Origin of the sequence: Amycolatopsis ponsaeliensis (assembly GCF_030182635.1) — a bacterium.
GTDB classification, from domain to species: Bacteria; Actinomycetota; Actinomycetes; order Mycobacteriales; family Pseudonocardiaceae; genus Amycolatopsis; species Amycolatopsis ponsaeliensis.
This window is the reverse complement of record NZ_JAPZLD010000023.1, coordinates 62,586-85,727: the sequence shown is the minus strand read 5'-3', so window position 1 is coordinate 85,727 and position 23,142 is coordinate 62,586. Positions and strand designations below refer to the sequence as shown.

Genomic DNA, 23,142 nt, shown 5'->3' with positions numbered 1-23,142 from the left:
ATCGCGCGCATGACGGAGATCGCGCAGAAGCACCTGGCCTACTGCTGGATCGCCCGCGGCGACCGGGTGCTGTTCCTCCGGCGCGGGCCGGGCGTCTTCCTCGCGGGGCGGTGGGAACTGCCCGGCGGGACGGTCGAGCCGGGCGAGGCTTTCGAAGCCACTGCGGTCCGGGAAGTGGCTGAGGAAACGGGATTGCGGGTCCGGGTCATGGGTGAGCTCGCCCGCGATTCCTGGCCGGACGTCGCCGGGCGCGCGATGGAGATCCACGCTTTTGTTTACCGGGTGGAAGAAGACGGCACCGGAGAGGTTGTGCTCAACCCGGAAGAGCACGACGACTTCGCTTGGCTCGCGCCGCACGAAGCCGGACGGCTCGAGATGGCGGAGCATTTTCGCCGGCTGCTGTGATCGCCGCGGGTGCGGCGACGGTCTTCGGTTGCAAGGCAGGGAAAGAGTGGTCATGCCTCCGACGTTACCGAACATGCGTGCGAAAGATCATCGCTGAATCGGGTGAACTCAGGCGGCGGAACCATTTCCGTTGTGCCGCAAGGGAAATGGGCGCCGGCAGCCCCGCGTCGACAGCGATTCTTCGCCGGCAGGTGGCGGGGCCTCGTCGCCGGGCCACCCGACCGTGGCGGAACTCCTCAGGAGGCGATGGCCTCGTTGATCGCCAGCAGCTCCTGGGCGGTGCGCGTGGCGGTGAACTCGATGACCTCGTAGCGGGCGAGGCGCCGGACGACGAACGGATCACTGGCGAGGATCGCGTCGAGCCTGCCGCGCAGCACCGAGCGCGTCAGGATCACGTGGTCGGCCGTGCCGCTCCCCTTTCCGGAAACGAGGAAGACTCCCTTCGTGAATTGCTTGCGCAACCAGTCCGAATGGTCCGGGAGCGCGTAGTCTACTTCTGTATCGGGCGCTGTGTAGGTCAGCAGGGCGATGTACATGATTCGATGGTAGAACTCTTCCGGCCGCACCGCATCCGCCTGCCGAGTGTCCCCTACCACGCGTTTTGCCCATATTCCGGTCAAGAACAAGGCAATTCCTTTACCAACGCTTTTCGACATTTCTTCTCGATTGCCGTACGCCCGTCGTCGTACGCCGGGGAGCCGCCACCGGGCCGACGCGGTGACGCCTCCGGGGCGCGACACTCGGTGCCATGAACGCACTCACCCCGATCTGGCGCGACGGCCGGCGCGCCGAGCGGATCGCCTACGTCATCGGCGCGGCGCTGTTCCTGAGCGGCGTCGTGCACGCGATCGTGCTCCTCGCCACCGGCGGCTCGTGGCTGGGCCCGCTGTCGATGCGCAAAGCCGTCACGTTCGGCCTGTCGTTCGGTCTGACGCTCGCGTCGGTCGCCTGGGCGACGTCGTTCCTCACCGTCCGGCCCCGGCTGCGCTCGATCCTCCTCGGCGCGTTCACGGCGGCGAGCGTCGCCGAGGTCGTGCTGGTCAGCATGCAGGCGTGGCGCGGCGTGCCGTCGCACTTCAATTTCGAGACGCCGTTCGACAACGTCGTGTCGATGACACTCGCCGCGGGCGGCGGCGTCATCATCCTGACGATCATCGGCTTCACCGCCGCGGCGCTGGTCGAGCCCGGGCCGGAGGCGGCGAGCCTGCGCCTGGCCGTCCGCGCCGGCCTGGTCGTCCTCCTGGTCGCGCTGGCCACCGGCGCGGTGATGATCGCCCGCGGCGTGGTCGAAGCGCGCGGCGGCGACCCGCAGGGCGCGTACACCACCGCCGGCTCGCTCAAGCCGCTGCACGCGGTCGCCATGCACGCGATCCTCGTGCTCCCCGCGCTGGCCTGGGTCCTGCGGTTCAGCCGCCGGCCGGAAGCACACCGGATGCGCGTCGTGACCATCGCGGTCGTCTCCGACGCCGTGCTCACCGCGGTCATCGGCGTCGAGTCCTTCACCGGCATCGACCCGCTGGCCGCACCGCTGCCCCTCATGGCGCTGTCCGCGCTGGCCGGCGCCGTGCTGGCCGGCACCGGGATCTACGCCGTGACCGCCGGTGAACCGTTCGTCCGATTCACACGTATCCCCATCGGGAAGGCAAGGGGCCGGTAAAGCGGCGGACGGAGACCACGCGTGCGGCACGGTATGACCACCAGAGGCCTTTTCCAGCAGAGCGCAGCCCACAGCCCGTCGTTCTTCTCCGTGGCCAGGGCGATGGGACAGCACGCCGACGACCTCGCGGACTTCTGCATCCCCTGCAACCCGTACTTCCCCACCGACGAGATGTTCGGCGAGCTCGAGCGCAACCTCCGCACGATCCTCAAGTTCTACCCGAGCGACGCGGGCGCGATCACCGCGCAGCTGGCGCACGTGCTGCGGCTCAACCCGTCGACGATCTCCCTGGCCAACGGCTCGACCGAGCTGATCACCTGGATCGACCGGCTGCTGGTCGACGCCAGCATCGCCGTGCCGATCCCGACGTTCGGCCGCTGGACCGACCAGCCGCTCGAAACCGGCAAGCGCGTCGACATGTTCCTGCTCAAGGAGTCCGACAACTTCGAGCTGCGCGTGGACGAGTACGTCGACTTCATCAAGCGCCGCGGCTCCCGGGTCGCGGTGCTGTGCAACCCGAACAACCCCGACGGCGGGTACCTGCCGCGGCGCGAGGTGATCCGGTTCATGGACGCCCTCGAAGACCTCGACCTCGTGGTGGTCGACGAGTCGTTCATCGACTTCGTCGAGGCCGAGATGAACCCGTCGGTGGCCGCCGAAGCCGTCGTGCGGCCGAACGTCATCGTGCTGAAGAGCCTCGGCAAGAACTTCGGGCTGCACGGCATCCGGTTCGGCTACCAGGTCTCGAACCCGGCGTTGACGCGCAAGCTGTCGGGCGCGCTGCCGAAGTGGAACCTGAACTCGCTCGCCGAGACCGTCATCTTCATGCTCGCCGAGCGCCGCGCGGAGTACGAGGACAGCCTCAAGAAGCTCGCCCTCGACCGGTTCATGATGAACTCGCAGCTCAACCAGTTCCCGGAGCTGACGGTGTTCCCGTCGCAGGCGAACTTCCTGCTCGTCAAGCTGCCCGGCTCGGTCGACGGCGCCGAACTGTGCGACTACCTGCTCACCGAGCACCACCTGCTGGTGCGCCAGTGCGGGAACAAAATCGGCATGACCAGCCAGTTCATGCGCTTCGGGGTGCGGCCGGACACCGAGGTCGAGCGGCTGGTCGAGGGCCTGCGCGGGGTCGAGCGGCTGGGTGGCGGCGGGCGCCACACGCCGACGATCGAGCTCGTCGCGCACTCCCGCGAGCCGGAACGGTCGATCAGCTGAGCACGTGGGCCATGGCCGGCTCGACGGCGAACGACCGGCCGTTCGCCAACCTCGACCGCTCCGGCCGCACGAGACGCCTGCGCCGGCTCGCCGAAGCCGCCCTGACCGACTACGACGTGCCGGTGGCCCGGCTGACGCCGCTCGGGCACGGGCTCAACACGACGTTCCGCGTCGACGGCGCGGACGGCCACCGGTACGTGCTGCGGGTGCACCGCGCGGACGGCCCGGGCGCCGCGCAGGTGCGGGCCGAAATGGCGTGGCTCGCCGCGCTGGGCCGCGAAACCGACCTCGTCGTCCCGCGGCCGGTGTCGACGCGGGCGCGGGACCTGGTCACCGTCGTCGCCGACCCGGCGGTGCCGGAGCCGCGCACCTGCGTGCTGTGCCACTGGGTCGACGGCCGGTTCGTCGACGAACGGCTCAGCGCGCCACAGCTCTACGCGGTCGGCGAGTTCACCGCGCGGCTGCACCTGCACGGCGCGCGGATGAACGGCCTCGACCGCGGCCGCGTCGACGACCTGACCGAGTTCGGCCGTTCGCAGGTCGACGGCTTCTCCGACGCCGTGCTCGACCGGGCGGTCGCGCAGGCCGGCGGCGACGAACGGGTCCGTGCCGCCGCCGGGCGGGTCCGCGCGGTGCGGGCCGGCCTCGGGTGCGGTGCCGACGTCTTCGGCCTGGTCCACGGCGATCTCTGCCAGGAGAACTACCTGTTCCACCGCGGCCGCGTCCGGGCGATCGACTTCGACGACTGCGGGTACGGGCACTACGCGTACGACCTCGCCGTGGCGCTCGACGAGCTGAAGCACCTGCCGCAGCGGGACGAGCTGCGAGAGGCGCTCCTGGACGGCTACCGGTCGGTGCGCCCGGACGCGGCGACGACCGACCCGGTGGTGCTGAACGCCTTCGCCGGGCTCCGCCGCGTCCAGCTGCGGCTGCGGCCCTGACGTTACAGACCGGCGTTACAATTGCTACATGGCCGGACGATCGAGCAACGCCACCAGCACCCGCGACCGCCTCCTGCTGGCCGCCGGGCAGCTCTTGCACGAGGCGCAGGGCGGCCCGGTGTCGACGCGGGCGATCTGCGAACGCGCCGGTGTCCAGGCCCCCACGCTGTACCACCACTTCGGCAGCAAGCAGGGCCTGCTCGACGCCGTCGTCAACTACGGCTTCACGCAGTACGTGCAGGCTCCCGAGCCGGGCGGCGACCCGGTGGACCGGATCCGCGCGGGCTGGGACCGGCACGTCGGGTACGGCCTGGAGAACCCGCAGTTCTACGTGCTGCTCTACGGCCAGATCGAGCCGGGCGTGCCGTGCAACCTGACCTCGAGCGCCGAGGCGATGCTGCTGGAGCTGTTCACGCCGCTCGCGCGTGACGGCCGGTTGCGCGTCGACGCAGCAGAGGCGGCGCGCCAGTTAGCCGCAGCGAACAGCGGGGTCACGCTCAGCCTCATCGCCGAGCCCGAGGAGAGCCGCGACCTGGCGATGTCCGCGCAGGTCAGGGAGGCCGTGCTGGCCGGGCTGCTCGCCGAGCGGCCGGCCGAGGGCTCGTCCGTCGGCGCGCTCGCGGTCGCTTTGTCGACCGCGCTCGAGGACGACGTCGACGAGCTGACCACGACCGAGCGGCACCTGCTGCGGGAGTGGCTGCACCGCCTCTCGAACTGACGACGCTACATTTGCTACATTGAGTCCTATGACAAATGTAGTGAACCTCGGCACCTACGGCGTGTTCCTGTCCCCGCACCGCGACGACCCGACCCGCAAGCAGCACGCCATCGCGGCGGACAAGCTCGGCTACGGCACGGCCTGGCTCGGCACCGGGCGGGCCTCGATCAGCGACCTCGCCCTGGTCGAAGAGATCCTGGCCGCCACCGAGCGGATCACCGTGGCGACGGCGATCGTGAACGTCTGGGCCGACGAGCCGGAGCCGCTGGCCGAGTCGTACCACCGGCTGGCGGAACGGTACGGAAAGCGCTTGCTGCTGGGGATCGGCGTCGGCCACCCCGAGTCGGTCACCGGCTACCACAGCCCGTACGACACGCTCGTCGGCTTCCTCGACCGGCTCGACGCGGCCGGGGTGCCCGCCGACGCCCGGGTGCTCGCCGCGCTCGGCGACCGGGTGCTGCGCCTGGCCCGCGACCGCACGGCGGGCGCGCACCCCTACCTCGTGCCGGTCGCGCACACGCGGCACGCCCGGTCGGTCCTGGGGGCGGGCAAGATCCTGGCCCCGGAGCAGAAAGTCGTCGTCGGCGCCCCCGAGGAGGCTCGCGAAGTCGGCCGTGCCTTCATCCGCGAGCCCTACCTCGGGCTGCGCAACTACGTGAACAACCTGCTGCGCCACGGGTACACCGACGCCGACGTCGCGGGCGGCGGCAGCGACCGGCTGATCGACGACCTCGCGCTGCACGGGACACCCGAGGAGATCGCGAAGGGGCTGCGGTCCCATGTGGACGCGGGCGCCGACCACGTGGCCCTCCAGGTGATCGGCCGGTCGGCCCAGGTGGAGGCGGAGAACCACCGGCGGCTGGCCGAAGTGCTGCTCTGATCAGCCGGGCGCGGGCAGGAGGGCGTTCAGCGCGGTGACGATCGTGCGTTCCTCGTAGGCGAAGTGGTCGTCCAAAGCGGACGCCAGCCGGTCGAACTCCGTCCGCAGCCGGGCGGGATCGGTTTCCTCGTCGACGAGGCGCTGGATCTCCTCCTGCAACCGCGCGACGACGACGTGCTCCTCGCCCAGCTTGTCCAACGTGGACGCGAGTGCCGGGAACCGCGTGGCCAGCATGGGGAAGATCGCGGTGCCCTCCCCGGTGTGGTGCCGGGTGAGGGCCGCGCAGAAGCCGGAGCACCGCGTGCTCAGGCGTTGCGTTCCACCGTCGCGCAGGTTCCGCAGTTCGGCACGCAGCCAGTCGTGCACCTCGACGAGCCAGTCGCCCATGCGGCGCACGGCGTCGAGGCGGTGCAGCTCCACGACCGGCAGCACACGGGTCGTCTTCGCCTGGTAGTCAGCGAATCCCGGTTCGCGCGCGATGACTTCGGCGAACAACGCGTCGCGATCGGGCGGGAGCGCGGCCATCGCTTCGAACGTCTCGGCGTCGGTTTCCACGGTGACCGAAGGGTTGTGGCGGATGTTGTGGTACCAGGCGGGATGCCTCGGCGAGCCCATCGCCGAAGCGACGACGACCAGACGGCCGTCGATGTCCAAGGCTCCCAGGGGAATGCGGTGCGGCCGGCCCGTGCGGGCACCGGTCGTGGTGAGCAGGATCAAGCTGGTCCTTTCCGATGAAGTGATCACCGGAGGCCGTGAAGCGACACGGAATGGGCGCGCGGAGGGCACACTTCTGCCAGGGAAGGCAGAACGTGTCGATTCAGGGGGGCTGAGTAGCCACTACCTCCGTGCGTAGGCCCATCCGGGGCGCAACGCCACGGTAGCACGGAATCAGCGCGCTTCGGCGGCCTTTCGCGCTTCCTCGGCGGCCGCGTCGGCCTGCTCGTAGGTTTCCTTCGCCTTCTCGAACTCCGCCGTCGCGCGCTCCGACCGCTGCTCGGCCTCCGCCAGGCGGGTGCGCAGGTCCTCGACGCGGGCCGTCGCCTGCTCGGCCGCGCGCTCGGTGCGGACCAGGTCGCGCTCGGCCACCGCGCGCTCCTTGGCCAGCTCGGCGGCTTCCTTGCGCAGGCGCTCGCGCTCGGCTCGGGCGCGTTCGCGCTCCTTGCGGTCCTCTTCCTCGCGCCGAGGGTCCTTTTTGGGCTTCGCCGGTTCGGCCTTGTCCACCAGCTTGGCCGGGCGCTTGCCGGTGGCCGGCGGGGCGGTCGCGGCCAGGGTGAACCACTGGTCGGTGTCCTGGTGCGCCACCGACGTCAGGAGGCCGGCCACGGCGAGCCGCGCGGTGTCCGGGTCGGCCGCGACGGCCTCCAGGGTCGCCTCGACCTCGCGGGAGACGGTGTCGCTCATCGACGGCAGCCCGCGGACGATCTGCCGGACCAGCTCGCCGCGGCGCCGGGTCAGGGCCCGCAGGTCGTCGCCGGCCAGGCGGGTGTGGGCGTCGCGCAGCTCGTCGCCGAGTTCGGCCAGCTCGCGCAGCTCGGCGGCGTCTTCCCGGGCCAGCCGGTTGACGATCGCCGCGGCCGTGGTCGGCTTCCGCAGCTCGCGGATCCGGGCCGCGAGCTCGGCGTCCCCTCCGGCCTTCGCAGCCTTCGCCGCCGCGTTGCGCGCACTGACGAACTCCGCGAGGTCACCCCCGTAGAGCTCGCCGGCCACCGTGTCGAAGTCCATCGCGCTCCAGCGAACCACATCGGACTGGTGCGAGCACCCTGCGAAGAGTCATCATCGGGGGCATGTTCTTCGATCTGGGTGTCCGCGACTTCCTCGACCGCGCGGAAACGGTGTATCCGGACCGCGTCGCGGTGGTCGACGAGCCGAACCAGCCGGCGCCGAGCTGGGGTTCGCTGACCTACCGCGAGGTCGCGCGGCGGGCCCGCGCGCAGGCCGCGCACCTCGACGAGCTGGGCGTGCCGGTCGGCGGGCGCGTCGCGATGGTGTCGCACAACGCCGCGCGGCTGCTCGTGTCGTTCTTCGGGGTGTCCGGCTGGGGCCGGGTGCTGGTGCCGGTGAACTTCCGGCTGGCCCCGGCCGAGGTCAAGTACATCGTGGAGCACTCCGGGGCGGAGGTGCTGATCGTCGACCCCGAGCTGGCGCACCTGCTGGACACGGTGACGGCCAAGCACGTCTTCGTCCTGGGCCGCGACGACGACGCGATCTGGGGCGGCGACGGGTCCCCGCGGCCGTGGGCCGGCGACGAGTCCGCGACGGCGACGATCAACTACACCTCGGGCACGACGGCGCGGCCCAAGGGCGTGCAGCTCACCCAGCGCAACATCTGGCTGAACGCGGCCGTGTTCGGCCTGCACACGACGTTGAGCGACAACGACGTCCTGCTGCACACGCTGCCGATGTTCCACTGCAACGGCTGGGGCATGCCGTACGCGGTGACCGGCCTCGGCGGGCGGCACATCGTGCTGCGGAAGGTCGACGGCACCGAGATCCTGCGGCGCATCGCGGAACACGGCGTCACCATTCTTTGTGCCGCGCCCGCGGTGGTCACGGCGGCGCTGGACGGCGCCGCGACCTGGGAGGGCGAGATCCCGGGCCGCGACCGCGTCCGGATCGTCGTGGCCGGCGCCCCGCCGCCGACGCGCACGATCGAGCGGGTGCGGGCGGAGCTGGGCTGGGAGTTCATCCAGATCTACGGGCTGACCGAGACGGCGCCGCTGCTGACGGTCAACCGGATGCGCAGCGAGTGGGCCGACCTGGACCCGCACGAGCAGGCCCGGCTCCTGGGCCGTGCGGGGACGCCGGCGCTGGGCGTCCGGATCGCCGTCGACACGGACGGCGAGGTCCTCGCGCAGTCGAACCACAACCTGGAGGGGTATTGGGAGAACCCCGCGGAGACTTCGCGCGTGCAGGAAGGCAACTGGTTCCACACGGGCGACGGCGGGACGTTCTCCGATGGGTACTTGACGATCGCCGACCGCAAGAAGGACGTGATCATCTCGGGCGGGGAGAACGTGTCGTCGATCGAGGTGGAGGACGCGCTGAATTCGCACCCGGCCGTCCGGGAGGCCGCGGTGATCGGGATTCCGGACGAGAAGTGGGGCGAGCTGGTGACGGCTCTGGTGGTCACTTCGTCGGAAGTTACTTCGGAGGAGCTGATCAAGCATTGCCGGGAGTATTTGGCGGGGTACAAGTGCCCGAAGCGGGTGGAGTTCCTGGAGGAGCTGCCTCGGACGGCGACGGGGAAGATCCAGAAGTTCAAGCTGCGGGAGCCGTTTTGGGAGGGTCAGAACCGCCAGGTCAACTGAGGTTCTTCTTCGACGCGGGTTCGGGCGCGGTGCTGTGGGGTGACATCGGGCCGGCGGACCTCGACGAGCTGCCGGTCAGCGCTGCTTTGCGCGCTTCGCTGGACAGTCTGGTCGAGCAGTACGACGAGTCGCTGAACTGGGACTATCCGCCGGACCCGGGATCGTGGCGGGAGGCGCGGTGCTCGCGGTTCAACGCCGACGTGCGGGCGGCGTTGAACCGGCTGCGGGTGGAGCTGGGCCAGGACGTCGAGGACGGGTTCACCGAGCTGCACGAGGATCCGGATTTGGATCGGTACCTGGCCGATCCGAAGGGCTTCAAGCGCTAGCGGACCATCCGGAAGAACGTCCGCACCTCGTCCACGAACAGCTCGGGCTGCTCGTAAGCCGCGAAGTGGCCTCCCCGGTCCAGCTCGTTCCAATGCCGGATGTCCGTATACCTCTTCTCAGCCCACCGCCGCGACGGCCGCGGCATCTCGGCCGGGAAGATCGAGCAGCCCGTCGGCACATCCACCGTGTCGTCCGTGGCCTCCGAGAACCACTTCTGCACCTTTCGGATGCTCTCCCAGTACAACCGGGCCGACGACGCCGCCGTCCCCGTCAGCCAATACAGCGTCACGTCGTCCAGTAGCTCGTCGCGGGTGAACGGGAAGCCGTCGGACCACGCGTGGAACTTCTCCACCAGCCAGCCGCACAACCCCGCCGGGGAGTCCAGCAACCCGTACCCCACCGTCTGCGGGCGGGTCGACTGCAGCACCGAATACCCGTCCTCCCAGCGCTGCGCGTGGTCCAACGCCGCCAGAGAAGCACGTTCGGAAACAGTCAAATCGTCGAACGTCGATGGGTCCGGGGCCGCGATCGGTGGGTTCAGGTGGATGCCCGCCAGGTGAGCCGCGTCCTGCTGGGCCAGCGATGTCGTGATCGACGTCCCCCAGTCGCCGCCCTGGGCGCCGTAGCGGGAGTAGCCGAGGCCGGCCATCAGCGATGCCCATGCCGCCGCGATGCGCTCGATGCCCCAGCCCGGCGACGACGGCTTGTCGCTGAAGCCGTACCCCGGCAGTGACGGGATCACCAGGTGGAAGTCGCGCGAGAGCGGCGCGATCACCTTGGAGAACTCGAGGAAGGAGCCGGGCCAGCCGTGCGTCAGGATCAGGGGAAGCGCGTCGGAAGACGCCGAACGCACGTGCAGGAAGTGGATGCCCAGGCCGTCGATTTCCGTGCGGTACTGCGGAAAACGGTTCATCCGCGCTTCCACCGCACGCCAGTCGTAGCCAGAAGCCCAGTATTCGCACAGAGAACGCAGATATCCCAACGGCGTGCCCTGGCTCCAGTCGTCCGGCCCGGCCTCGGGCCAGCGGGTCCGGCGCAACCGCGCGCGCAGGTCGTCGAGGTCCGCCTCGGGGACCTCGATCCGGAACGGCGTGCTCACGCCGGGACGTAGGTCAGCTGGACGACGCCGTTGCCGAACGTCGCCGACTTCTTCAGCACCAGCGGGAAGCTCGGCCCCTCGGCCGGGAACAGCCGCTTCCCCCGCCCCACGACGATCGGGTACAGCAGCAGGTTCAGCTCGTCGACCAGGCCTTCGGACAGCAGCCAGCGCACCGCCGTCGTGCTGCCGCTGGTCATGATGTCGCCGCCGGACGACACCTTCAGCGCCCGGACGGCCTCGGTGGAATCGCCGGTCAGCAGCGTCGAGTTGTTCCAGCTCACTTCGGACAAAGTCGACGAAAGCACGTACTTGCGCACGTTGTTCATGAACTCGGCACCTTCGTCGTCCTCGACGGTGCGCCCGGGCCACGCCTCGGCGAACCCTTCGTAGGTGACGCGCCCGAGCAGCATCGCGTCGGCCGCGGCCATCCCGCCCCCGACCGCCTGGCCGATTTCGTCGTTCCAGTACCGGAGCGACCACTTGTCCGGCGCTTCGACCACGCCGTCGAGCGAGATGAACAGGTTCGAAACGATCTTGCGCATGGGCCCCCTTAGGTTCGAGGGGTCCCACTATAAACGGGCGAAACGCTAAGACCGTCCACTCGCGACGGTCTCCCGCACGCGCGCGCTGTCCACCTCCGCGCGAGCCCGTTCCTCCTCCGTCGCCGGCTCCAGGCGCGCCGGAACGTCCTTGTGGTGGGGTGTGCCAGCGATCGGGTCGCGGTCCAGCGCGTCCGTCAGCAGGTTGATCCGGGGACCGCTGACCACGCGGCGGCCGTGCGCGTCCGGGTGGGCCATGCCGTAGCCGTGCGGCAGGGACAGCTGGCCCGGCCGCATCCCCGGGTCGGCCTCCGCGCGCACGACCACCCGGCCGGCCGGCGTCACGACCGCCACCCAGTCGCCCGGCGAGGCGCCGATCGACGCCAGCTCTTCGGGACGCGCCCGCAGCGCGCCGTCCGGATCCGTGCGGCGCCAGCGCGGGTCGCGCAGGATCTGGTTCGCGTTGTGCGCCCGGCGCTGCCCGTTCAGCAGGGAGTACGGGAACGCCGGGTCGGGCTGTTCGGCCGCCGGGTCCAGCGAACCGAGCCACTCCAGCAGCTCCGGTACCGCCAGCCGGACCCGCGAGCGGCGCATCAGGCTCCAGACCTCGTCCTGCTCGTGCGTCGAGAACGGCGTCGGACCGGCCAAGACGCGCGAGAACAGCTCCTCCCCGAGCTCCGGCCCCGTCGAGGAGCTACCCAACGCGCGCTGTACCGGCACGGTCATCGTCTTCGCCGCCCGGTGACACCCGGCCCACAGCGGCGCGATCGACGCCGCGCCGTCGGGCAGGGACGCGCCCAGGGTCCGGTAGAGCAGCACCGGCAGGATCGCGGACCGCTCCGGCATCGCCTGGACCAGCGCGCCGATCCCAGCCTGCAGGTCCGCACGCGGTCCGGCGGCCAGGGACGCGAGGACGTCGGACGGCGGCAGCACGCCCAGCGCGTCGAACAGCCGCGTGTAGATCTCGGCTTCGACGAGCGTGCCCGGCAGCGGGTCCAGCAACGGCCGCCGCAGCTGGAAGTAGTTCGTCGGCCATTCGAACGTGAAGAGCGTGAACTCCCACTTCTCGTGCTGGGACGCCGCCGGCAGCACGTACTCCGCCAGCGCGGCCGTCTCGGTGTAGGCGACGTCGACGACCACGGACAGCTCGGCCTCCCGCACCGCCCGTTCGACCTCCCGCGTGCCGGCGTAGGTGTTGGCCGGGTTGGACGACTCCACCCACAGCGCGCGCACGCGGTTCGGGTGGTCGGTGAGGATCTCCTCGGCCAGGGTGTTCGCCGGCAGCAGGCCGCCGATGTACTCGAACCCGGTGACCTCGGACCGCTTGCCGCCGGACGAGCCCCACAGCGGCAGCAGCCACGAGTGCAGGTTGTTCGTGCCGCGCCGGCCGAAGTTCCCGGTGACCAGGTAGAGCAGCTTCTCGAGGTAGCTGTTGAGCGTCGAGTGCCGCCCCTGCTGGATGCCCAGCTCGACGCGCACGGTCATCGCCGTCGAGGACAGGATCAGGTCGACCGCCCGCTCGACGTCCGCCCGGGACACCTCGGCGTGCGCGATCCACTCGTCCACCGGGATCTTCCCCAGCGCCGCCGCGACCTCGTCGAAGCCTTCGGTGCGCGTGGCGAGGAACTCCTCGTCGGCGCCGCCGCGTTCCAGCACCAGCGCCAGGATCGCGCCCAGCAGGTAGGCGTCGGTGCCCGGGCGCAGCGGCAGGTGCAGATCGGAGATCTCCGCGGTCTCGGTGCGCCGCGGGTCGATCACGATCATCCTGCGCGCGGGGTCGTTCTTGATCGTGTTGAGCGCGTGCCGCGCGTTGCTGAACCCGTGCGCCTGCCAGGGGTTGCAGCCCAGCACGAGCAGCAGGTCGCAGTGCTCGACGTCCTCGGCGGTGTGCACGAGCGTCGAGCCGAACAGCTGCCCGTTGACCCAGAAGTCGCCGGTCTTCTCCTGCGACAGCGCGTTGAAGTGCCGCGTCGAGTTCATCCACTTCAGCAGCGACGCGCCGTACGCGCCGCCGGAGTGGTTGCCCTGGCCGCCCCCGCCGACGTAGGCGAACGAGCCGGGCCGGCCGGCCGCGGTGTCGGCGTCCCGGATCGCGTGCAGCTTCGCGGCGATTTCGGTGAGCGCGGTCTCCCAGTCGATGGGCTCGTGGGTGCCGTCGGGACGCCGGCGCAGCGGTGTCGTCAACCGGTCGTCGTGGTCGCCGTACCAGGTCAGGCGCTGCGCCTTCTGGCACAGGTAGCCTGCCGAGCGCGGGTGCGCCTTGTCGCCGCGGACCCGGGTGATCTTCCGGCCTTCGACCTGCACTTCCAGTCCGCAGTTGAGGTAGCAGAGGCTGCACGCGGTGCGGTGCCACTCGCTCATGGCGTTCCCTTCACAGCAGGTCCAGCGCGCGGCCCAAGGTGGTGAGGCGCGCTTCGAGCGTTTCGCCGGCCGGGTACAGCCGGACCGTGTCGATCCCGGTGTCGCGCCAAACGCGCAGCCGGGCACGGACCATCTCTTCGGTGCCGATCAGCGTGGTGCCGAGCACCATCTCGTCGGTGACGAGCGCGGTCGCGCCGTCGCGGTCGCCGGCCTGCCAGCGCTCGCGGACCTCGGCGGCGACGTCCGCCCAGCCCTGGCGGCTGTAGGCGTCGTTGTAGAAGTTCGTGGTGGCCGAGCCCATGCCGCCGAGGCTGAAGGCGAGTTCTTTTTTGCGGCTGCCGACCATGACGCGCAGCTCGTCCTCGTTGGCCGCGAAGGCGACTTCCGCGCCCTGGCAGACGTCGATGTCCTTACGCGTGCGGCCGGACTTCGCGAGTCCGGCGTCGAGGTGGCTGAAGTACGCGTCGGCGCCTTCGGGGACGAAGCTGGTGCCGAGCCAGCCGTCCGCGACCTCGCCGGTGAGCTCCAGCAGCTTCGGCGACAGCGTCGCGAGGTAGATCGGGATGTCCGGGTTCGGCGTGGTGGACAGCCGCATCGGACGTGCTTCGCCGGGCAGCGGGACCTCGAACGCCTTGCCGGAGAACGAAATCTTCTCCCCGGCGAACGCTTGGCGGATGATTTCGACGGTCTCGCGCATGCGCGTCAACGGCTTCGCGAAGGGGACGCCGTGCAGGCCTTCGATCACCTGCGGCCCGGACGGGCCCAGCCCGAGGGCGAACCGGCCGCCGGACAGGTCGGCCAGCGTCAACGCGGCCTGCGCGATCGCGACCGGCGTGCGCGTGCCGAGCTGGATGATCCCGGAACCCAGCCGGATCCGGTCGGTGCGGGCGGCGAGGTAGCCGAGCGCGGACGGCGCGTCCGAGCCCCAGGCTTCGGCGACCCAGCAGACGTCGAGGCCGAGCTTTTCCGCCTCCAGCACGAAGTCCAGCGTCGTCCGGGAGTCCTGGGAGAACTCGACCGTCGTCGCGGTCCTCATCGGCCTTCGACCCGGTCCTTGATCGCCGCGAGGTTGCCGGTCATCGCGGTTTCGAACTCCCGCAGCCGCACGAAGACGATCTTCTGTTCCTTCTCCGGCATCCGGTCGATGGCGAACGACAGCCCGGACCGGCCCGGGCCCATCTGCATCCACTGCGAAAGCCGCGTGCCGCCGTCGTCCGGCTCGAGGGTGAACTTCCAGACCGAGCTCGGCTCGGCCGGATCCTGCACCGCCCAGGCGAACACGCGCGGCTCTTCGCACTCGACGACGTACGACGTCGTCTCCCATTCGCCGAAGGCGTCGTGCTTGCTCTTGCCCACGAACGTCCGGCCGACCTCGCGCCATTCGACGGACTGCAGTTCGGCACTCAGGGAAGGCATCACCGCGATGTCCGAGACGACCGGCCAGACGACCTCCGGCGCGGCGTCGATCCAGGTCGAGACCTCGGCCGTCGGCTTGTCCGCGTACCGCGCGCCGGTCCACTCCATCGTGGTCGCACCCCTCTCAGTGAGCCTCTGACCACGATAGTTGCGTAGATAGACCTACGCTGTCAACGTCACTCCTGCCGGGCGAACCGCGCTTCGACGTCCGGGCGCTGCGCCAGCCGGGGCGGGAAGCCGGGGCCACGGCGCATCCGCGTGTCCTCCGGCGTCATCGGTTCCCCGCACTCCGCGCAGACGATTTCGGCGTGGGTGTCGTGCCCGCAGGCGGCGTGGTGCACGGTGATCGGCGGCCCGGCCTCGCTCGAGAGCCACTTGTCGCCCCAGCGCGTCATCGCGAGCAGCACGGGGTAGAAGTCGCGGCCCTTTTCGGTGAGGACGTAGTCGTAGCGCACCGGCTCGGTCTGGTAGGCGACCTTCTCGAGGAGCCCCTCGTCGACCAGGCGCTTGAGCCGGTCGGCGAGGGTGTTGCGTGCGATGCCGAGCGCCTGCTGGAACTCGTCGAAGCGGCGGACGCCGTAGAAGGCGTCCCGCAGCACGAGCGGGGTCCACCAGTCGCCCAGGAGGTCCATGGTGCGCGCGATCGAGCACGGCCACTGCGCGAACGAGGTCCGTTTCATGCGGCCGAGAGTACCCCGTTTTCCAGAAGGACTCAGCAGGTCAGCCGCATGACGACCCGCCGGGTGGTCGGATGGCTGACCTCGGCGAAGCCGGCGTCGGCGAAGATCCCGCTGGTGCCGACGAACAACTCGCCCGGCCACGCGACCTGCTTCCCGGGCTCGACGCGGATCGGGTAGCCCTCGACCGCGCGGGCACCCCGCTCACGGGCGAAGTCCCCCGCCGCCTTCGCCAATGCGGCACTCACCCCGCGTCGCCGGAAGCCCTTGCGGGTGACGAAGCACGTCACCGCCCAGACGCCGTCGTCCTCGGGGTCCTCGTCGCGGCCGTCCCAGACCAGCCGGCTGCGGAGGAGCCGCCGATAGGCGGTGCGCGGCTCGACCGCGCACCAGCCGGCGGGCTCGCCGTCGAGGAACGCGACGAGCCCGGTGGCGTGCTCGGCGGTCTGGGCGCGGAAGCGGTCGGCGCGCTCCTCGGCGGTCCCCGACTTCCACTGCGCCGGCGTCTCCTTGAAGTACTGGCACCGGCAGCGGGCCGGGTCGCCGCGGTCGCCGAAGATCGCCTGCAGGTCCGCCCAGGACGCCTGGTCGACGGGTACGACGGTCAGCATCCCCCGAAGCTAGACCAGGTGCCCCGTGGTCACGTCGACGTGGTCCGGGACCTCGTCGTGCTCGTCGCCGACCGAGAGCGTCCCCGCCGGTTCCACCAGAAGCACGCTCGCGCCCGCCTTCGACGACGGCTTGTGGAACGTCCCCTTCGGCACCACGAACACCTGGCCGCGCGACAGCGTCACCACCCGCTCGTCCGGGTCACGCAGGCCGATCTCGATCTCGCCGTCGAGGACCAGGAAGAACTCGTCGGTGTCGTCGTGGACGTGCCACACGTGCTCGCCGGCGAAGCGCGCCAGCCGGATGTCGTAGTCGTTGACGCGGGTGACGATCCGCGGGCTCCAGGCGGCGTCGAAGCTCGCCAGGACTTCGTTCAGGTCGATCGGGTTCATGCACCCATCGTCGACCTGGTGTTTCCGGCGCACGAGTGCTAGGAATCGCACATGCCGCAAGAATTCTCGCACCGGGTCGTCGTGCTCGTCGACGACGGCTCGAACCCCTTCGAGCTGGGCGTCGCGACCGAGCTGTTCGGGCTGCGGCGGCCCGAGCTCGACCGGCCCTGGTACGACTTCGCGCTCTGCTCGCCCCGCCCGGAAGTCGCCATGCACCTGGGGATGTTCACGCTTTCCGGGGTGCGCGGGCTCGACGTCGCCGACATCGCGGACACGCTGATCGTGCCCAACCGGCCCGACCCGCTGACCCGGCCGTCCCCCGAGGTCCTGGCCGCCGTCCGACGGGCGGCCGACCGCGGCGCGCGGCTCGTGAGCTTCTGCACCGGCGCGTTCACCCTCGCCTTCGCCGGCGTCCTCGACGGCCGCCGCGCGACGACGCACTGGCGCTGGGCCGACGACTTCGTCGCGCAGTTCCCGGACGTGGACCTCGAACCCGACGTCCTGTTCGTCGACGACGGCGGTGTCCTCACCGCGGCGGGCAGCGCGGCCGCGCTCGACCTCGGCCTGCACCTGATCCACCGCGACCACGGCGCGGAGATCGCCAACGCGGTCAGCCGCCGGCTGGTGTTCACCGGCCACCGCGACGGCGGTCAGCGCCAGTTCGTCGAACGGCCGCTGCCCGCGGTCCCGGACACGTCGCTGTCACCGGTCCTGACCTGGGCCCGCTCGCGGCTCGGCACACCGCTGACGGTGACCGACCTCGCGACGCACGCGGCGATCAGCCCGGCGACGCTGCACCGGAAGTTCCGCGCGGAACTGGGCACGACCCCGCTGGCATGGCTGACGACGGAACGCGTGACGCTGGCCTGCCGCCTGATCGAACGCGGCGAGCTGAGAGTGGACCGGGTGGCCGAGGCGAGCGGTTTCGGGACGGCGGCGAACTTGCGTCTGCAGCTGCGACGGCACACGGGACTGAGTCCGAGCGCCTACCGTCGCCGTTTCGGCCCGGTGCCGGTATCAGGTCGTGAGTGAGAAACAGTGTTCTAGCCCTGTTTCTCACTCACGACCGCTTGCAGGGCCTTCGCCAGCGCGGCCTGCTGCACCCGCGCCGGATAACCGGCCGGGTCCGCCGCGGCCAGGACGTTCAACCCCTCGACCAGCGCCACCAGGCTCTTCGTCGTCAGCTCGAGCCGCTCGTCCGTCCACTTCGGACGACACGCCGCGACCAGCCGGCGGATCCGGGCCACGAACGAGTGGTTCGCCGCGCGGTGGCGTTCGGCCAGGTCTTCGTCGGCCAGGGCCGCCGCGAGGAAGCCCACCCACACCCGGGACTCGTCGTGGTGACCGTGCGGGAGGTCGACCGCCTGGCCGAGGACCGCTTCCAGTGCCCCGAACGCGTCAAGACTCGCCGCCTCGGCGGCATCGGCGCGGAGGGCGGTGCGATCGTAGAGCAGGTCTCGCGCGTGCAGCAGCAACGCCTTCTTCGTCGGGAACGCGTGCATCACCAGCCCGGTCGTGCAGCCGGCGCGCTCGGCGACCGCGCGCAGGGTCAGCCCCGGCAGGCCGCCGTCGGCCAGCACTTGCCAGGTCGCGTTCGACAACAGCTCCCGCTGCGCCCCCACGTCACGCTGTCTCGGCACACTGAATCCTCTCTTTCCGGAAAGCGTAACAGCTGCTACGGTAACGCTTGTTACGGAAAGGAGTGCCGTGCCCACCACCATCGAGATCACGGCCGTGGCCTGGGACGATCCCGACGCCGTCCGGCTGCGCGCGGCCCAGCGCACCGAACTGGACGCCCGCTACGGCACCGACGACCACGAGCCCGGCGCGCTGCCGTCCGCCGAGACCATGGCGGTGTTCCTCGTCGCCCGGGACGCCGGCGGGACGGCCATCGGCTGCGGCGGGCTCCGCCTTCTGGGCCCGGGTTCGGGCGAGGTCAAGCGCATGTACGTCGAGCCGGCGGCCCGCGGCACCGGCGTCGCGGCAGCCCTGCTGCGCGCGCTCGAAGACCGCGCGCGCGACTTCGGCATCGCCCGGCTGCTGCTGGAGACCGGCACCGGGCAGCCGGACGCGATCCGCTTCTACCAGCGTGAAGGCTACGAACCCATCGAGGCTTACGGGCCGTACGTCGGCGAACCGCTCTCGCGCTGCTTCGCGCGCGACCTGTGATCGGATTTCCGATGGCCACCCCAGCCTGAGCTATTGGTGGCCGGGGGCGCGGCGGGCCTACCGTCGAAGGCACGGCGATCTGGGGTTCTTTTCGCCGTTCCCTTCACCGACACGGAGTTCCCTTGCGCATCAAGCAGATCGGCGCCGTGCTGGCCGCGGCCGCCGTCTTCGCCCTGCCGGCCACCCCCGCGGACGCGGCGCCGAGGATCATCCCCCTCGACCTCGCCGCCGGGCAGCAGCCGGAGAACATCGCCCTGGAGCCCGACGGCTCCGCCGACCTCACCTTCGCCTACACCGGCGAAATCGGCCGCGTCACGCCCGGCGGGCAGGTCCGGATCATCGCCCGGATCCCGGCGCCGGCCGACGGCGACGTCCCGGTCGTCCACAAGAAACTGTTCCTCGGCGGCATCGTCCGCGCACCCGGTGGCGACCTGTACGTCGCCGTCTCGACGGGCACCGCGGCGACCGGCCTCTACCGGGTCCGGCCCGGCGCGGCGCCGGTCCAGGTGGCCGCGCTGCCGCCGTCCGGCTTCCAGAACGGCGTCGCGCGTGACCCGGCCACCGGCGACCTCTTCGTCGCCGACTCGTTCGACTCCACGGTCTGGCGAGTCTCTCGAGGACGCGTCACCGCCTGGGCCACCGGTGACCTGCTCGCCCCCGTGAGCGGCTTCGGCGCCAACGGGATCAAGGTCCACGCCGGCGCGGTCTGGGTGTCCAACCTGGACCGCGGCACGCTGGTGCGGTTCCCGCTCACCGGCGGCCCCGGACGGGTCGTCGCCACGGGCCTCGGGCCGGTCGACGACTTCGCCTTCCACGGCACCACCGTCGTCGCCGCGATCAACCAGGAGAACCGGGTGGTCACCGTCGATCGCGACGGCATCCACCCGCTCCTGTCCCTTGAGGACGGTCTCGCCAACCCGACGGCAGTCGCCGTCCGCGACGACAGGGTGTACGTCACGGACGGCGCCTACTTCGGCGGCTCGCCGAACCTCCTTCAGACCACGCTCGCGGCGAACACGTGCAGCGCCGAGTTCGACGGCAGCGTCACCGCCACGACCTCCTTGCCCGCGGTCAGCGGGACGGAGTTCGCGAACACCCGGTACGGCGTGGTCGGGTAAGCCGGACCGGTCCGGGTGTTCTTGCCCAGCACGGTCGCGACGGTCGTCGCGCCGTACTGGGCGGGATCGGCGCAGCACCAGTTCGGCAGGCCCAGGTCGGCCTGGCTGGTGCTGCCGTCGGCGTACTGGACGACGACGGTGCCCTTGGCCATCCCGGTGCCGGTGCCGGCCAGCACGAGCTTCGAGCCGGTCCCGCGCACGGCGATCGTCTGCCCGGCGGCGACGACGTTGTCCGGTTTGCCGCTCCCGGCGTCCGGCCAGGTCAGCAGGGCGCCACCGGCCGTGAACACCGCTCCCGGCTTGAGACCGGCTTCGGCGAGCCCTTCGGCGCGGAAGCTGCTGCCACCGCCGTCGAGGTCACCCACCGCGGTGTGCGCCGCATCGGTGACGCCGACGTTCCCGTACGCCGCGGCCAAGGAGGCGTACGGGACGGTGACGGTCGAGGAGTCGACGGCCTGATGAGCGCCGGCCCGGGCCTGGTAGGTCGCGGTGGCGGTGACCTGGTAGTCCGCCGGCTTCAGCCTGGCGTCCGGGGTCAGCTTCACCGGCACCTCCACCTTCTGGCCGGGCCACACGAGCTTCGGCACGGCCGCGACCTCGGCGTGGAACCCTTCCGCACCAACGGAAACCTTCACGTCCCGCACCGGCAACGGCGTGCCGTTGGTGAAGCTCGCGGTCGCCGCCACGGCCTGGCCCGGAGCGGTCAGTGAAGGAGCGGTCAGCGTCACCGTGCCATTGTCGTCCTCCGGGAAGAAGCCGCCGACCGCGCTCGTGCCGAACAGCCGGACGTCCTGCCGCTCGCCCGCGCCGAGCTGCCCGGTCTTGACGCGCACGACGCCGTGTGCGGCCGGGTCGTACCACCAGCCCGACTGAGCCCGGTCGAGTTCGGCCTTGCTGCCGTACTGGCGCAGCACCCCGGTACCCGCCTGGACAGCGGCCGGCTTCGCTCCCGTGTGGACGGACAGCTGGTAGTTCCGCGCCGCGGGCTTCCCGGGGTAGGTACCCGTGCTCGCGCCGATCCCGACGGTCACCGTGCCCGGCCCGGACTTCGGCGCGTCGACGGTGAACGTCTGCTTCGCCTGCTCACCGCGCTGGTAGCCGCGGGTGACGCCGTCGTCCTCGGTGAGCGTGAAGCCGCCGTGGCCCTGCGGGTAGACGTCGAGGTCCAGCCGGGACTTGTCCCGCGTCTGCCACGACGTCGTGCCTTCGGCCCACATCGGCACGACGGCCCCGGCGCGGACGAACAGCGGGAGCGTGTCGAGCGGCGCGTCGTAACCGTCCACGGTGGCCGGACCGGTGTAGGTCTTGCCGCTCCAGTAGTCCACCCAGGTGCCCTTCGGCAGGTAGATGCCGTTGCGCACGGACGACTTCTCGTACACCGGCGCGACCAGGAAGTCGGTGCCGGACAGGAACTCGTACTTCGCCTTGTCCGTCCAGACGTTCGGGTCGTCCGGGTATTCGAGGGCCAGCGGCCGGACCTGGCCGACGCCGGACTGGTGCGCCTGGGCGGAGTAGCTGTAGGTGTAGGGCAGCAGCCGCTCCTTGAGCAGCAGGTACTTCCGGTTGATCGAGGTGTACGGCTCGCCCTGGCGCCACGGCTGCTTGTCCGACGACGCCCAGCCGTCCATGGTCATCGCGGCAGGCAGGAACGTCTTCCACTGCAGGTCACGGACGTAGGTCTGCGGGCTGCCGCCGAAGATGCCGTCGATGTCGCCGGTGTTGTAGGCGATGCCGGACGTCGTCGCGCCCGCGTAGGTCGGGATCTGCCACTTGATGTAGTCGTACGAACCGGACTGGTCGCCGCTCCACAGCACACCGCAGCGTTGCGCCCCGGCCCAGCTCACCGGCTGCCAGACGAACCCGCGGGCGTCGCTGTTGTCCTCGATGCCCTTGTACGCGGTATCGCAGGCGTCGAGCGCGAACTGGTACCCCGGGCCGACCCAGGCGACGTCCAGCTTGCGGACCCGCACACCGGCCTTGACCTCGTCGGCCTGGTTCGGGACGCCGTCCTCGGTCCAGAGCCCGAGCTGCATGTTGTTCTTTCTGAGGCCTTCGCCCGTTTTCTGCAGATCTTCGTAGCCGCAGCCGTAACCGTCGTTGACGAGCATCCAGCCGTTCGGCATTCCGTTCTCGGCGTAGCCGTCGGCGACCTTCACCGCATCGAGCGTGTGCCGTTTCCCGCGATTTGCATTTTGCAGATAGCAATCCGAATCACCGGTTTCCAGACCGTAGATCGGCGGCAGAAACGGCTTCCCGACGAGGTCGGTATAGCCCCCGATGACGTCCTTGAGAGTGTCTCCGACGACGTAGGTCGCGTCGAAGCGGCGCTCGTCGTGAGTCGTCTTCACCGGGGCCGTGAAGGAGTAGCTGCCCGGGGCGAAGGTGTTGCGCAGGACGCCATAACCCGAGGTAGAGGCATAGAACGGCTGCGAGTTGGGCGCGCCGCCGTCGTTCCAGTTGTCGTCGGCGAAGATCCGGATCGTCTGGTCGCGGTGGCTGAACCGGCCGTTCTGCTCGCCGCCGCCGACGAACTGCTCGGTCGCGGTCCTGGTCAGGCTCTGCGTGGTCGTGGTGCCGGTCCAGGACAGCGGGGCGGACTCGGCCCAGAGCTGCCGGCGGTCGGCGGCGTCGTAGAGGGCGAACTTCAGCGGGTGCTTGTAGGCGCGCAGGGTCGCCTTGGGCGTCGAAACGGCCCAGTAGGCGCCCTTGTCGACGCGCTGGGGCGTGGCCGGCGGCGTGGTCTTCGGCAGGACGATCTTGTCGCCGGCCGGGTCGATGAAGGTCCCGTCGGGGGCGAGCCAGACCCGGACGGCGCCTTCGGCCGGGAAGCTCACGCGCACGGCGGCGGCGCCCGACTTCAGCGTCACCACCGGGCCGTCGGCCGAGATCCCGGTGAGGTCCCCGAGCTGCCCGGCGGGCGCCGTGGGCGGCTCGGCGTACGCCGCGGTGGGGGCCAGCCCGAGGGCGGCAGCTGCGGCCAAACAGCCCAGCGACTGCGCAACTCTGCTCATTAGTGACACCTTTCGCGCATCAACACGCATGACGGGCTCTGTATAGCGCAGGTTTCGCGCAGTGTCACCCGCCGAACCGGTTCAGAAGCCCGACTCGCGACTTCCGTCGGGTCTCACGCTGCGCGACCGTCCGGACGCCTTTCGCGCCTCGATGACGCTCCGCGGAATTCCCGTTCTCATTTCCCTGAACATTCAAATGCGCGTCCATGATCGGCACGTGCATCCGCACGCGAGCAGTGCACGCTCACCGCCGCGAACCTCGACATACCGAGGAAATGGTTGCTGCGCGCCAAATCCGCC

23 protein-coding genes are annotated in these 23,142 nt (G+C 70.5%); 10 read left to right on the top strand and 13 right to left on the bottom strand.

Annotated elements, in window-relative coordinates:
• Positions 1-9 precede the first annotated feature (9 nt).
• Positions 10-405, top strand: a complete 396-nt coding sequence (locus tag QQ657_RS30910) for an NUDIX hydrolase (protein WP_284745786.1) — start codon at positions 10-12, stop codon at positions 403-405.
• Between the two features lie 236 nt (positions 406-641).
• On the opposite strand, the gene QQ657_RS30905 is transcribed toward QQ657_RS30910, so the two are convergent.
• Positions 642-941: a YciI family protein gene (locus QQ657_RS30905; RefSeq protein ID WP_284745785.1), complete on the bottom strand. Its 300-nt coding sequence runs from the start codon at positions 939-941 to the stop codon at positions 642-644.
• Positions 942-1,153: 212 nt separating this feature from the next.
• Here QQ657_RS30905 and QQ657_RS30900 point away from each other — a divergent pair, with 212 nt between their 5' ends.
• Genes QQ657_RS30900 through QQ657_RS30880 form a run of 5 tightly spaced genes read left to right on the top strand, consistent with a single transcriptional unit; the run spans position 1,154 to position 5,816 of the window.
• On the top strand, positions 1,154-2,062 hold the full coding sequence (locus tag QQ657_RS30900) for a hypothetical protein (protein WP_284745784.1): 909 nt from the start codon (positions 1,154-1,156) through the stop codon (positions 2,060-2,062).
• A 33-nt stretch (positions 2,063-2,095) separates the two neighbouring features.
• Positions 2,096-3,277: a pyridoxal phosphate-dependent aminotransferase gene (locus QQ657_RS30895; RefSeq protein ID WP_284745783.1), complete on the top strand. Its 1,182-nt coding sequence runs from the start codon at positions 2,096-2,098 to the stop codon at positions 3,275-3,277.
• Positions 3,278-3,288: 11 nt separating this feature from the next.
• Entirely contained in the window at positions 3,289-4,218 is a 930-nt protein-coding gene (locus QQ657_RS30890) for a phosphotransferase enzyme family protein (RefSeq protein ID WP_284745782.1), read from the top strand.
• Between the two features lie 28 nt (positions 4,219-4,246).
• The gene (locus tag QQ657_RS30885; RefSeq protein WP_284745781.1) at positions 4,247-4,936 is read left to right on the top strand and encodes a TetR/AcrR family transcriptional regulator; all 690 of its coding nucleotides are present in this window, start codon (positions 4,247-4,249) and stop codon (positions 4,934-4,936) included.
• Positions 4,937-4,964: 28 nt separating this feature from the next.
• A complete protein-coding gene (locus tag QQ657_RS30880; protein ID WP_284745780.1) occupies positions 4,965-5,816 on the top strand; it encodes a TIGR03620 family F420-dependent LLM class oxidoreductase in 852 nt (283 codons plus the stop codon).
• Here QQ657_RS30880 and QQ657_RS30875 read toward each other — a convergent pair whose 3' ends face one another.
• Together QQ657_RS30875 and QQ657_RS30870 are read right to left on the bottom strand one after the other, a co-directional pair.
• Positions 5,817-6,533, bottom strand: coding sequence for a nitroreductase/quinone reductase family protein (locus tag QQ657_RS30875; protein ID WP_284745779.1), 717 nt, complete (start codon positions 6,531-6,533; stop codon positions 5,817-5,819).
• Between the two features lie 171 nt (positions 6,534-6,704).
• Positions 6,705-7,538: a hypothetical protein gene (locus QQ657_RS30870; RefSeq protein WP_284745778.1), complete on the bottom strand. Its 834-nt coding sequence runs from the start codon at positions 7,536-7,538 to the stop codon at positions 6,705-6,707.
• A 62-nt stretch (positions 7,539-7,600) separates the two neighbouring features.
• Here QQ657_RS30870 and QQ657_RS30865 point away from each other — a divergent pair, with 62 nt between their 5' ends.
• Positions 7,601-9,124 (top strand): AMP-binding protein, encoded by a 1,524-nt coding sequence (locus tag QQ657_RS30865; RefSeq protein ID WP_284745777.1) that lies wholly within the window; start codon positions 7,601-7,603, stop codon positions 9,122-9,124.
• Entirely contained in the window at positions 9,094-9,450 is a 357-nt protein-coding gene (locus tag QQ657_RS30860; protein WP_284745776.1) for an immunity protein CdiI family protein, read from the top strand. The genes QQ657_RS30865 and QQ657_RS30860 overlap by 31 nt, the downstream gene beginning before the upstream one ends.
• Here the strand turns inward: QQ657_RS30860 and QQ657_RS30855 are convergent.
• The 8 genes from QQ657_RS30855 to QQ657_RS30820 all read right to left on the bottom strand — a co-directional run bounded on the left by QQ657_RS30855 (position 9,447) and on the right by QQ657_RS30820 (position 16,544).
• Positions 9,447-10,550, bottom strand: a complete 1,104-nt coding sequence (locus tag QQ657_RS30855; protein WP_284745775.1) for an epoxide hydrolase family protein — start codon at positions 10,548-10,550, stop codon at positions 9,447-9,449. The genes QQ657_RS30860 and QQ657_RS30855 overlap by 4 nt on opposite strands.
• Positions 10,547-11,092, bottom strand: a complete 546-nt coding sequence (locus QQ657_RS30850; RefSeq protein WP_284745774.1) for a dihydrofolate reductase family protein — start codon at positions 11,090-11,092, stop codon at positions 10,547-10,549. Before QQ657_RS30850 ends, QQ657_RS30855 begins: the two co-directional genes overlap by 4 nt.
• A gap of 45 nt (positions 11,093-11,137) precedes the next feature.
• Positions 11,138-13,450 (bottom strand): molybdopterin-dependent oxidoreductase, encoded by a 2,313-nt coding sequence (locus tag QQ657_RS30845; protein ID WP_284745773.1) that lies wholly within the window; start codon positions 13,448-13,450, stop codon positions 11,138-11,140.
• A 10-nt stretch (positions 13,451-13,460) separates the two neighbouring features.
• A complete protein-coding gene (locus QQ657_RS30840; RefSeq protein ID WP_284745772.1) occupies positions 13,461-14,486 on the bottom strand; it encodes an LLM class flavin-dependent oxidoreductase in 1,026 nt (341 codons plus the stop codon).
• The gene (locus tag QQ657_RS30835) at positions 14,483-14,974 is read right to left on the bottom strand and encodes an SRPBCC family protein (RefSeq protein ID WP_284745771.1); all 492 of its coding nucleotides are present in this window, start codon (positions 14,972-14,974) and stop codon (positions 14,483-14,485) included. The genes QQ657_RS30840 and QQ657_RS30835 overlap by 4 nt, the downstream gene beginning before the upstream one ends.
• Positions 14,975-15,042: 68 nt before the next feature.
• Entirely contained in the window at positions 15,043-15,546 is a 504-nt protein-coding gene (locus QQ657_RS30830; protein ID WP_284745770.1) for a winged helix-turn-helix transcriptional regulator, read from the bottom strand.
• Between the two features lie 32 nt (positions 15,547-15,578).
• Positions 15,579-16,154 (bottom strand): GNAT family N-acetyltransferase, encoded by a 576-nt coding sequence (locus QQ657_RS30825; protein WP_284745769.1) that lies wholly within the window; start codon positions 16,152-16,154, stop codon positions 15,579-15,581.
• Between the two features lie 9 nt (positions 16,155-16,163).
• Positions 16,164-16,544, bottom strand: a complete 381-nt coding sequence (locus QQ657_RS30820; RefSeq protein ID WP_284745768.1) for a cupin domain-containing protein — start codon at positions 16,542-16,544, stop codon at positions 16,164-16,166.
• A gap of 51 nt (positions 16,545-16,595) precedes the next feature.
• Here QQ657_RS30820 and QQ657_RS30815 point away from each other — a divergent pair, with 51 nt between their 5' ends.
• Positions 16,596-17,576, top strand: coding sequence for a helix-turn-helix domain-containing protein (locus tag QQ657_RS30815; RefSeq protein WP_284745767.1), 981 nt, complete (start codon positions 16,596-16,598; stop codon positions 17,574-17,576).
• A gap of 11 nt (positions 17,577-17,587) precedes the next feature.
• On the opposite strand, the gene QQ657_RS30810 is transcribed toward QQ657_RS30815, so the two are convergent.
• The gene (locus tag QQ657_RS30810; RefSeq protein ID WP_284745766.1) at positions 17,588-18,184 is read right to left on the bottom strand and encodes a TetR/AcrR family transcriptional regulator; all 597 of its coding nucleotides are present in this window, start codon (positions 18,182-18,184) and stop codon (positions 17,588-17,590) included.
• 67 nt (positions 18,185-18,251) lie between these two features.
• Here QQ657_RS30810 and QQ657_RS30805 point away from each other — a divergent pair, with 67 nt between their 5' ends.
• On the top strand, positions 18,252-18,713 hold the full coding sequence (locus tag QQ657_RS30805) for a GNAT family N-acetyltransferase (protein WP_284745765.1): 462 nt from the start codon (positions 18,252-18,254) through the stop codon (positions 18,711-18,713).
• A gap of 994 nt (positions 18,714-19,707) precedes the next feature.
• On the opposite strand, the gene QQ657_RS30800 is transcribed toward QQ657_RS30805, so the two are convergent.
• On the bottom strand, positions 19,708-22,842 hold the full coding sequence (locus tag QQ657_RS30800; RefSeq protein WP_284745764.1) for a TIM-barrel domain-containing protein: 3,135 nt from the start codon (positions 22,840-22,842) through the stop codon (positions 19,708-19,710).
• Between the last annotated feature and the right edge of the window lie 300 nt (positions 22,843-23,142).

Excerpts from the sequence above, each read along its gene's own strand:
- QQ657_RS30910 (WP_284745786.1), top strand. The coding sequence starts at position 10 with ATGACGGAGATCGCGCAGAAGCACCTGGCCTACTGCTGGATCGCCCGC.
- QQ657_RS30905 (WP_284745785.1), bottom strand. The coding sequence starts at position 941 with ATGTACATCGCCCTGCTGACCTACACAGCGCCCGATACAGAAGTAGAC.
- QQ657_RS30900 (WP_284745784.1), top strand. The coding sequence starts at position 1,154 with ATGAACGCACTCACCCCGATCTGGCGCGACGGCCGGCGCGCCGAGCGG.
- QQ657_RS30895 (WP_284745783.1), top strand. The coding sequence starts at position 2,096 with ATGACCACCAGAGGCCTTTTCCAGCAGAGCGCAGCCCACAGCCCGTCG.
- QQ657_RS30890 (WP_284745782.1), top strand. The coding sequence starts at position 3,289 with ATGGCCGGCTCGACGGCGAACGACCGGCCGTTCGCCAACCTCGACCGC.
- QQ657_RS30885 (WP_284745781.1), top strand. The coding sequence starts at position 4,247 with ATGGCCGGACGATCGAGCAACGCCACCAGCACCCGCGACCGCCTCCTG.
- QQ657_RS30880 (WP_284745780.1), top strand. The coding sequence starts at position 4,965 with ATGACAAATGTAGTGAACCTCGGCACCTACGGCGTGTTCCTGTCCCCG.
- QQ657_RS30870 (WP_284745778.1), bottom strand. The coding sequence starts at position 7,538 with ATGGACTTCGACACGGTGGCCGGCGAGCTCTACGGGGGTGACCTCGCG.
- QQ657_RS30865 (WP_284745777.1), top strand. The coding sequence starts at position 7,601 with ATGTTCTTCGATCTGGGTGTCCGCGACTTCCTCGACCGCGCGGAAACG.
- QQ657_RS30850 (WP_284745774.1), bottom strand. The coding sequence starts at position 11,092 with ATGCGCAAGATCGTTTCGAACCTGTTCATCTCGCTCGACGGCGTGGTC.
- QQ657_RS30845 (WP_284745773.1), bottom strand. The coding sequence starts at position 13,450 with ATGAGCGAGTGGCACCGCACCGCGTGCAGCCTCTGCTACCTCAACTGC.
- QQ657_RS30840 (WP_284745772.1), bottom strand. The coding sequence starts at position 14,486 with ATGAGGACCGCGACGACGGTCGAGTTCTCCCAGGACTCCCGGACGACG.
- QQ657_RS30835 (WP_284745771.1), bottom strand. The coding sequence starts at position 14,974 with ATGGAGTGGACCGGCGCGCGGTACGCGGACAAGCCGACGGCCGAGGTC.
- QQ657_RS30830 (WP_284745770.1), bottom strand. The coding sequence starts at position 15,546 with ATGAAACGGACCTCGTTCGCGCAGTGGCCGTGCTCGATCGCGCGCACC.
- QQ657_RS30825 (WP_284745769.1), bottom strand. The coding sequence starts at position 16,154 with ATGCTGACCGTCGTACCCGTCGACCAGGCGTCCTGGGCGGACCTGCAG.
- QQ657_RS30820 (WP_284745768.1), bottom strand. The coding sequence starts at position 16,544 with ATGAACCCGATCGACCTGAACGAAGTCCTGGCGAGCTTCGACGCCGCC.
- QQ657_RS30815 (WP_284745767.1), top strand. The coding sequence starts at position 16,596 with ATGCCGCAAGAATTCTCGCACCGGGTCGTCGTGCTCGTCGACGACGGC.
- QQ657_RS30800 (WP_284745764.1), bottom strand. The coding sequence starts at position 22,842 with ATGAGCAGAGTTGCGCAGTCGCTGGGCTGTTTGGCCGCAGCTGCCGCC.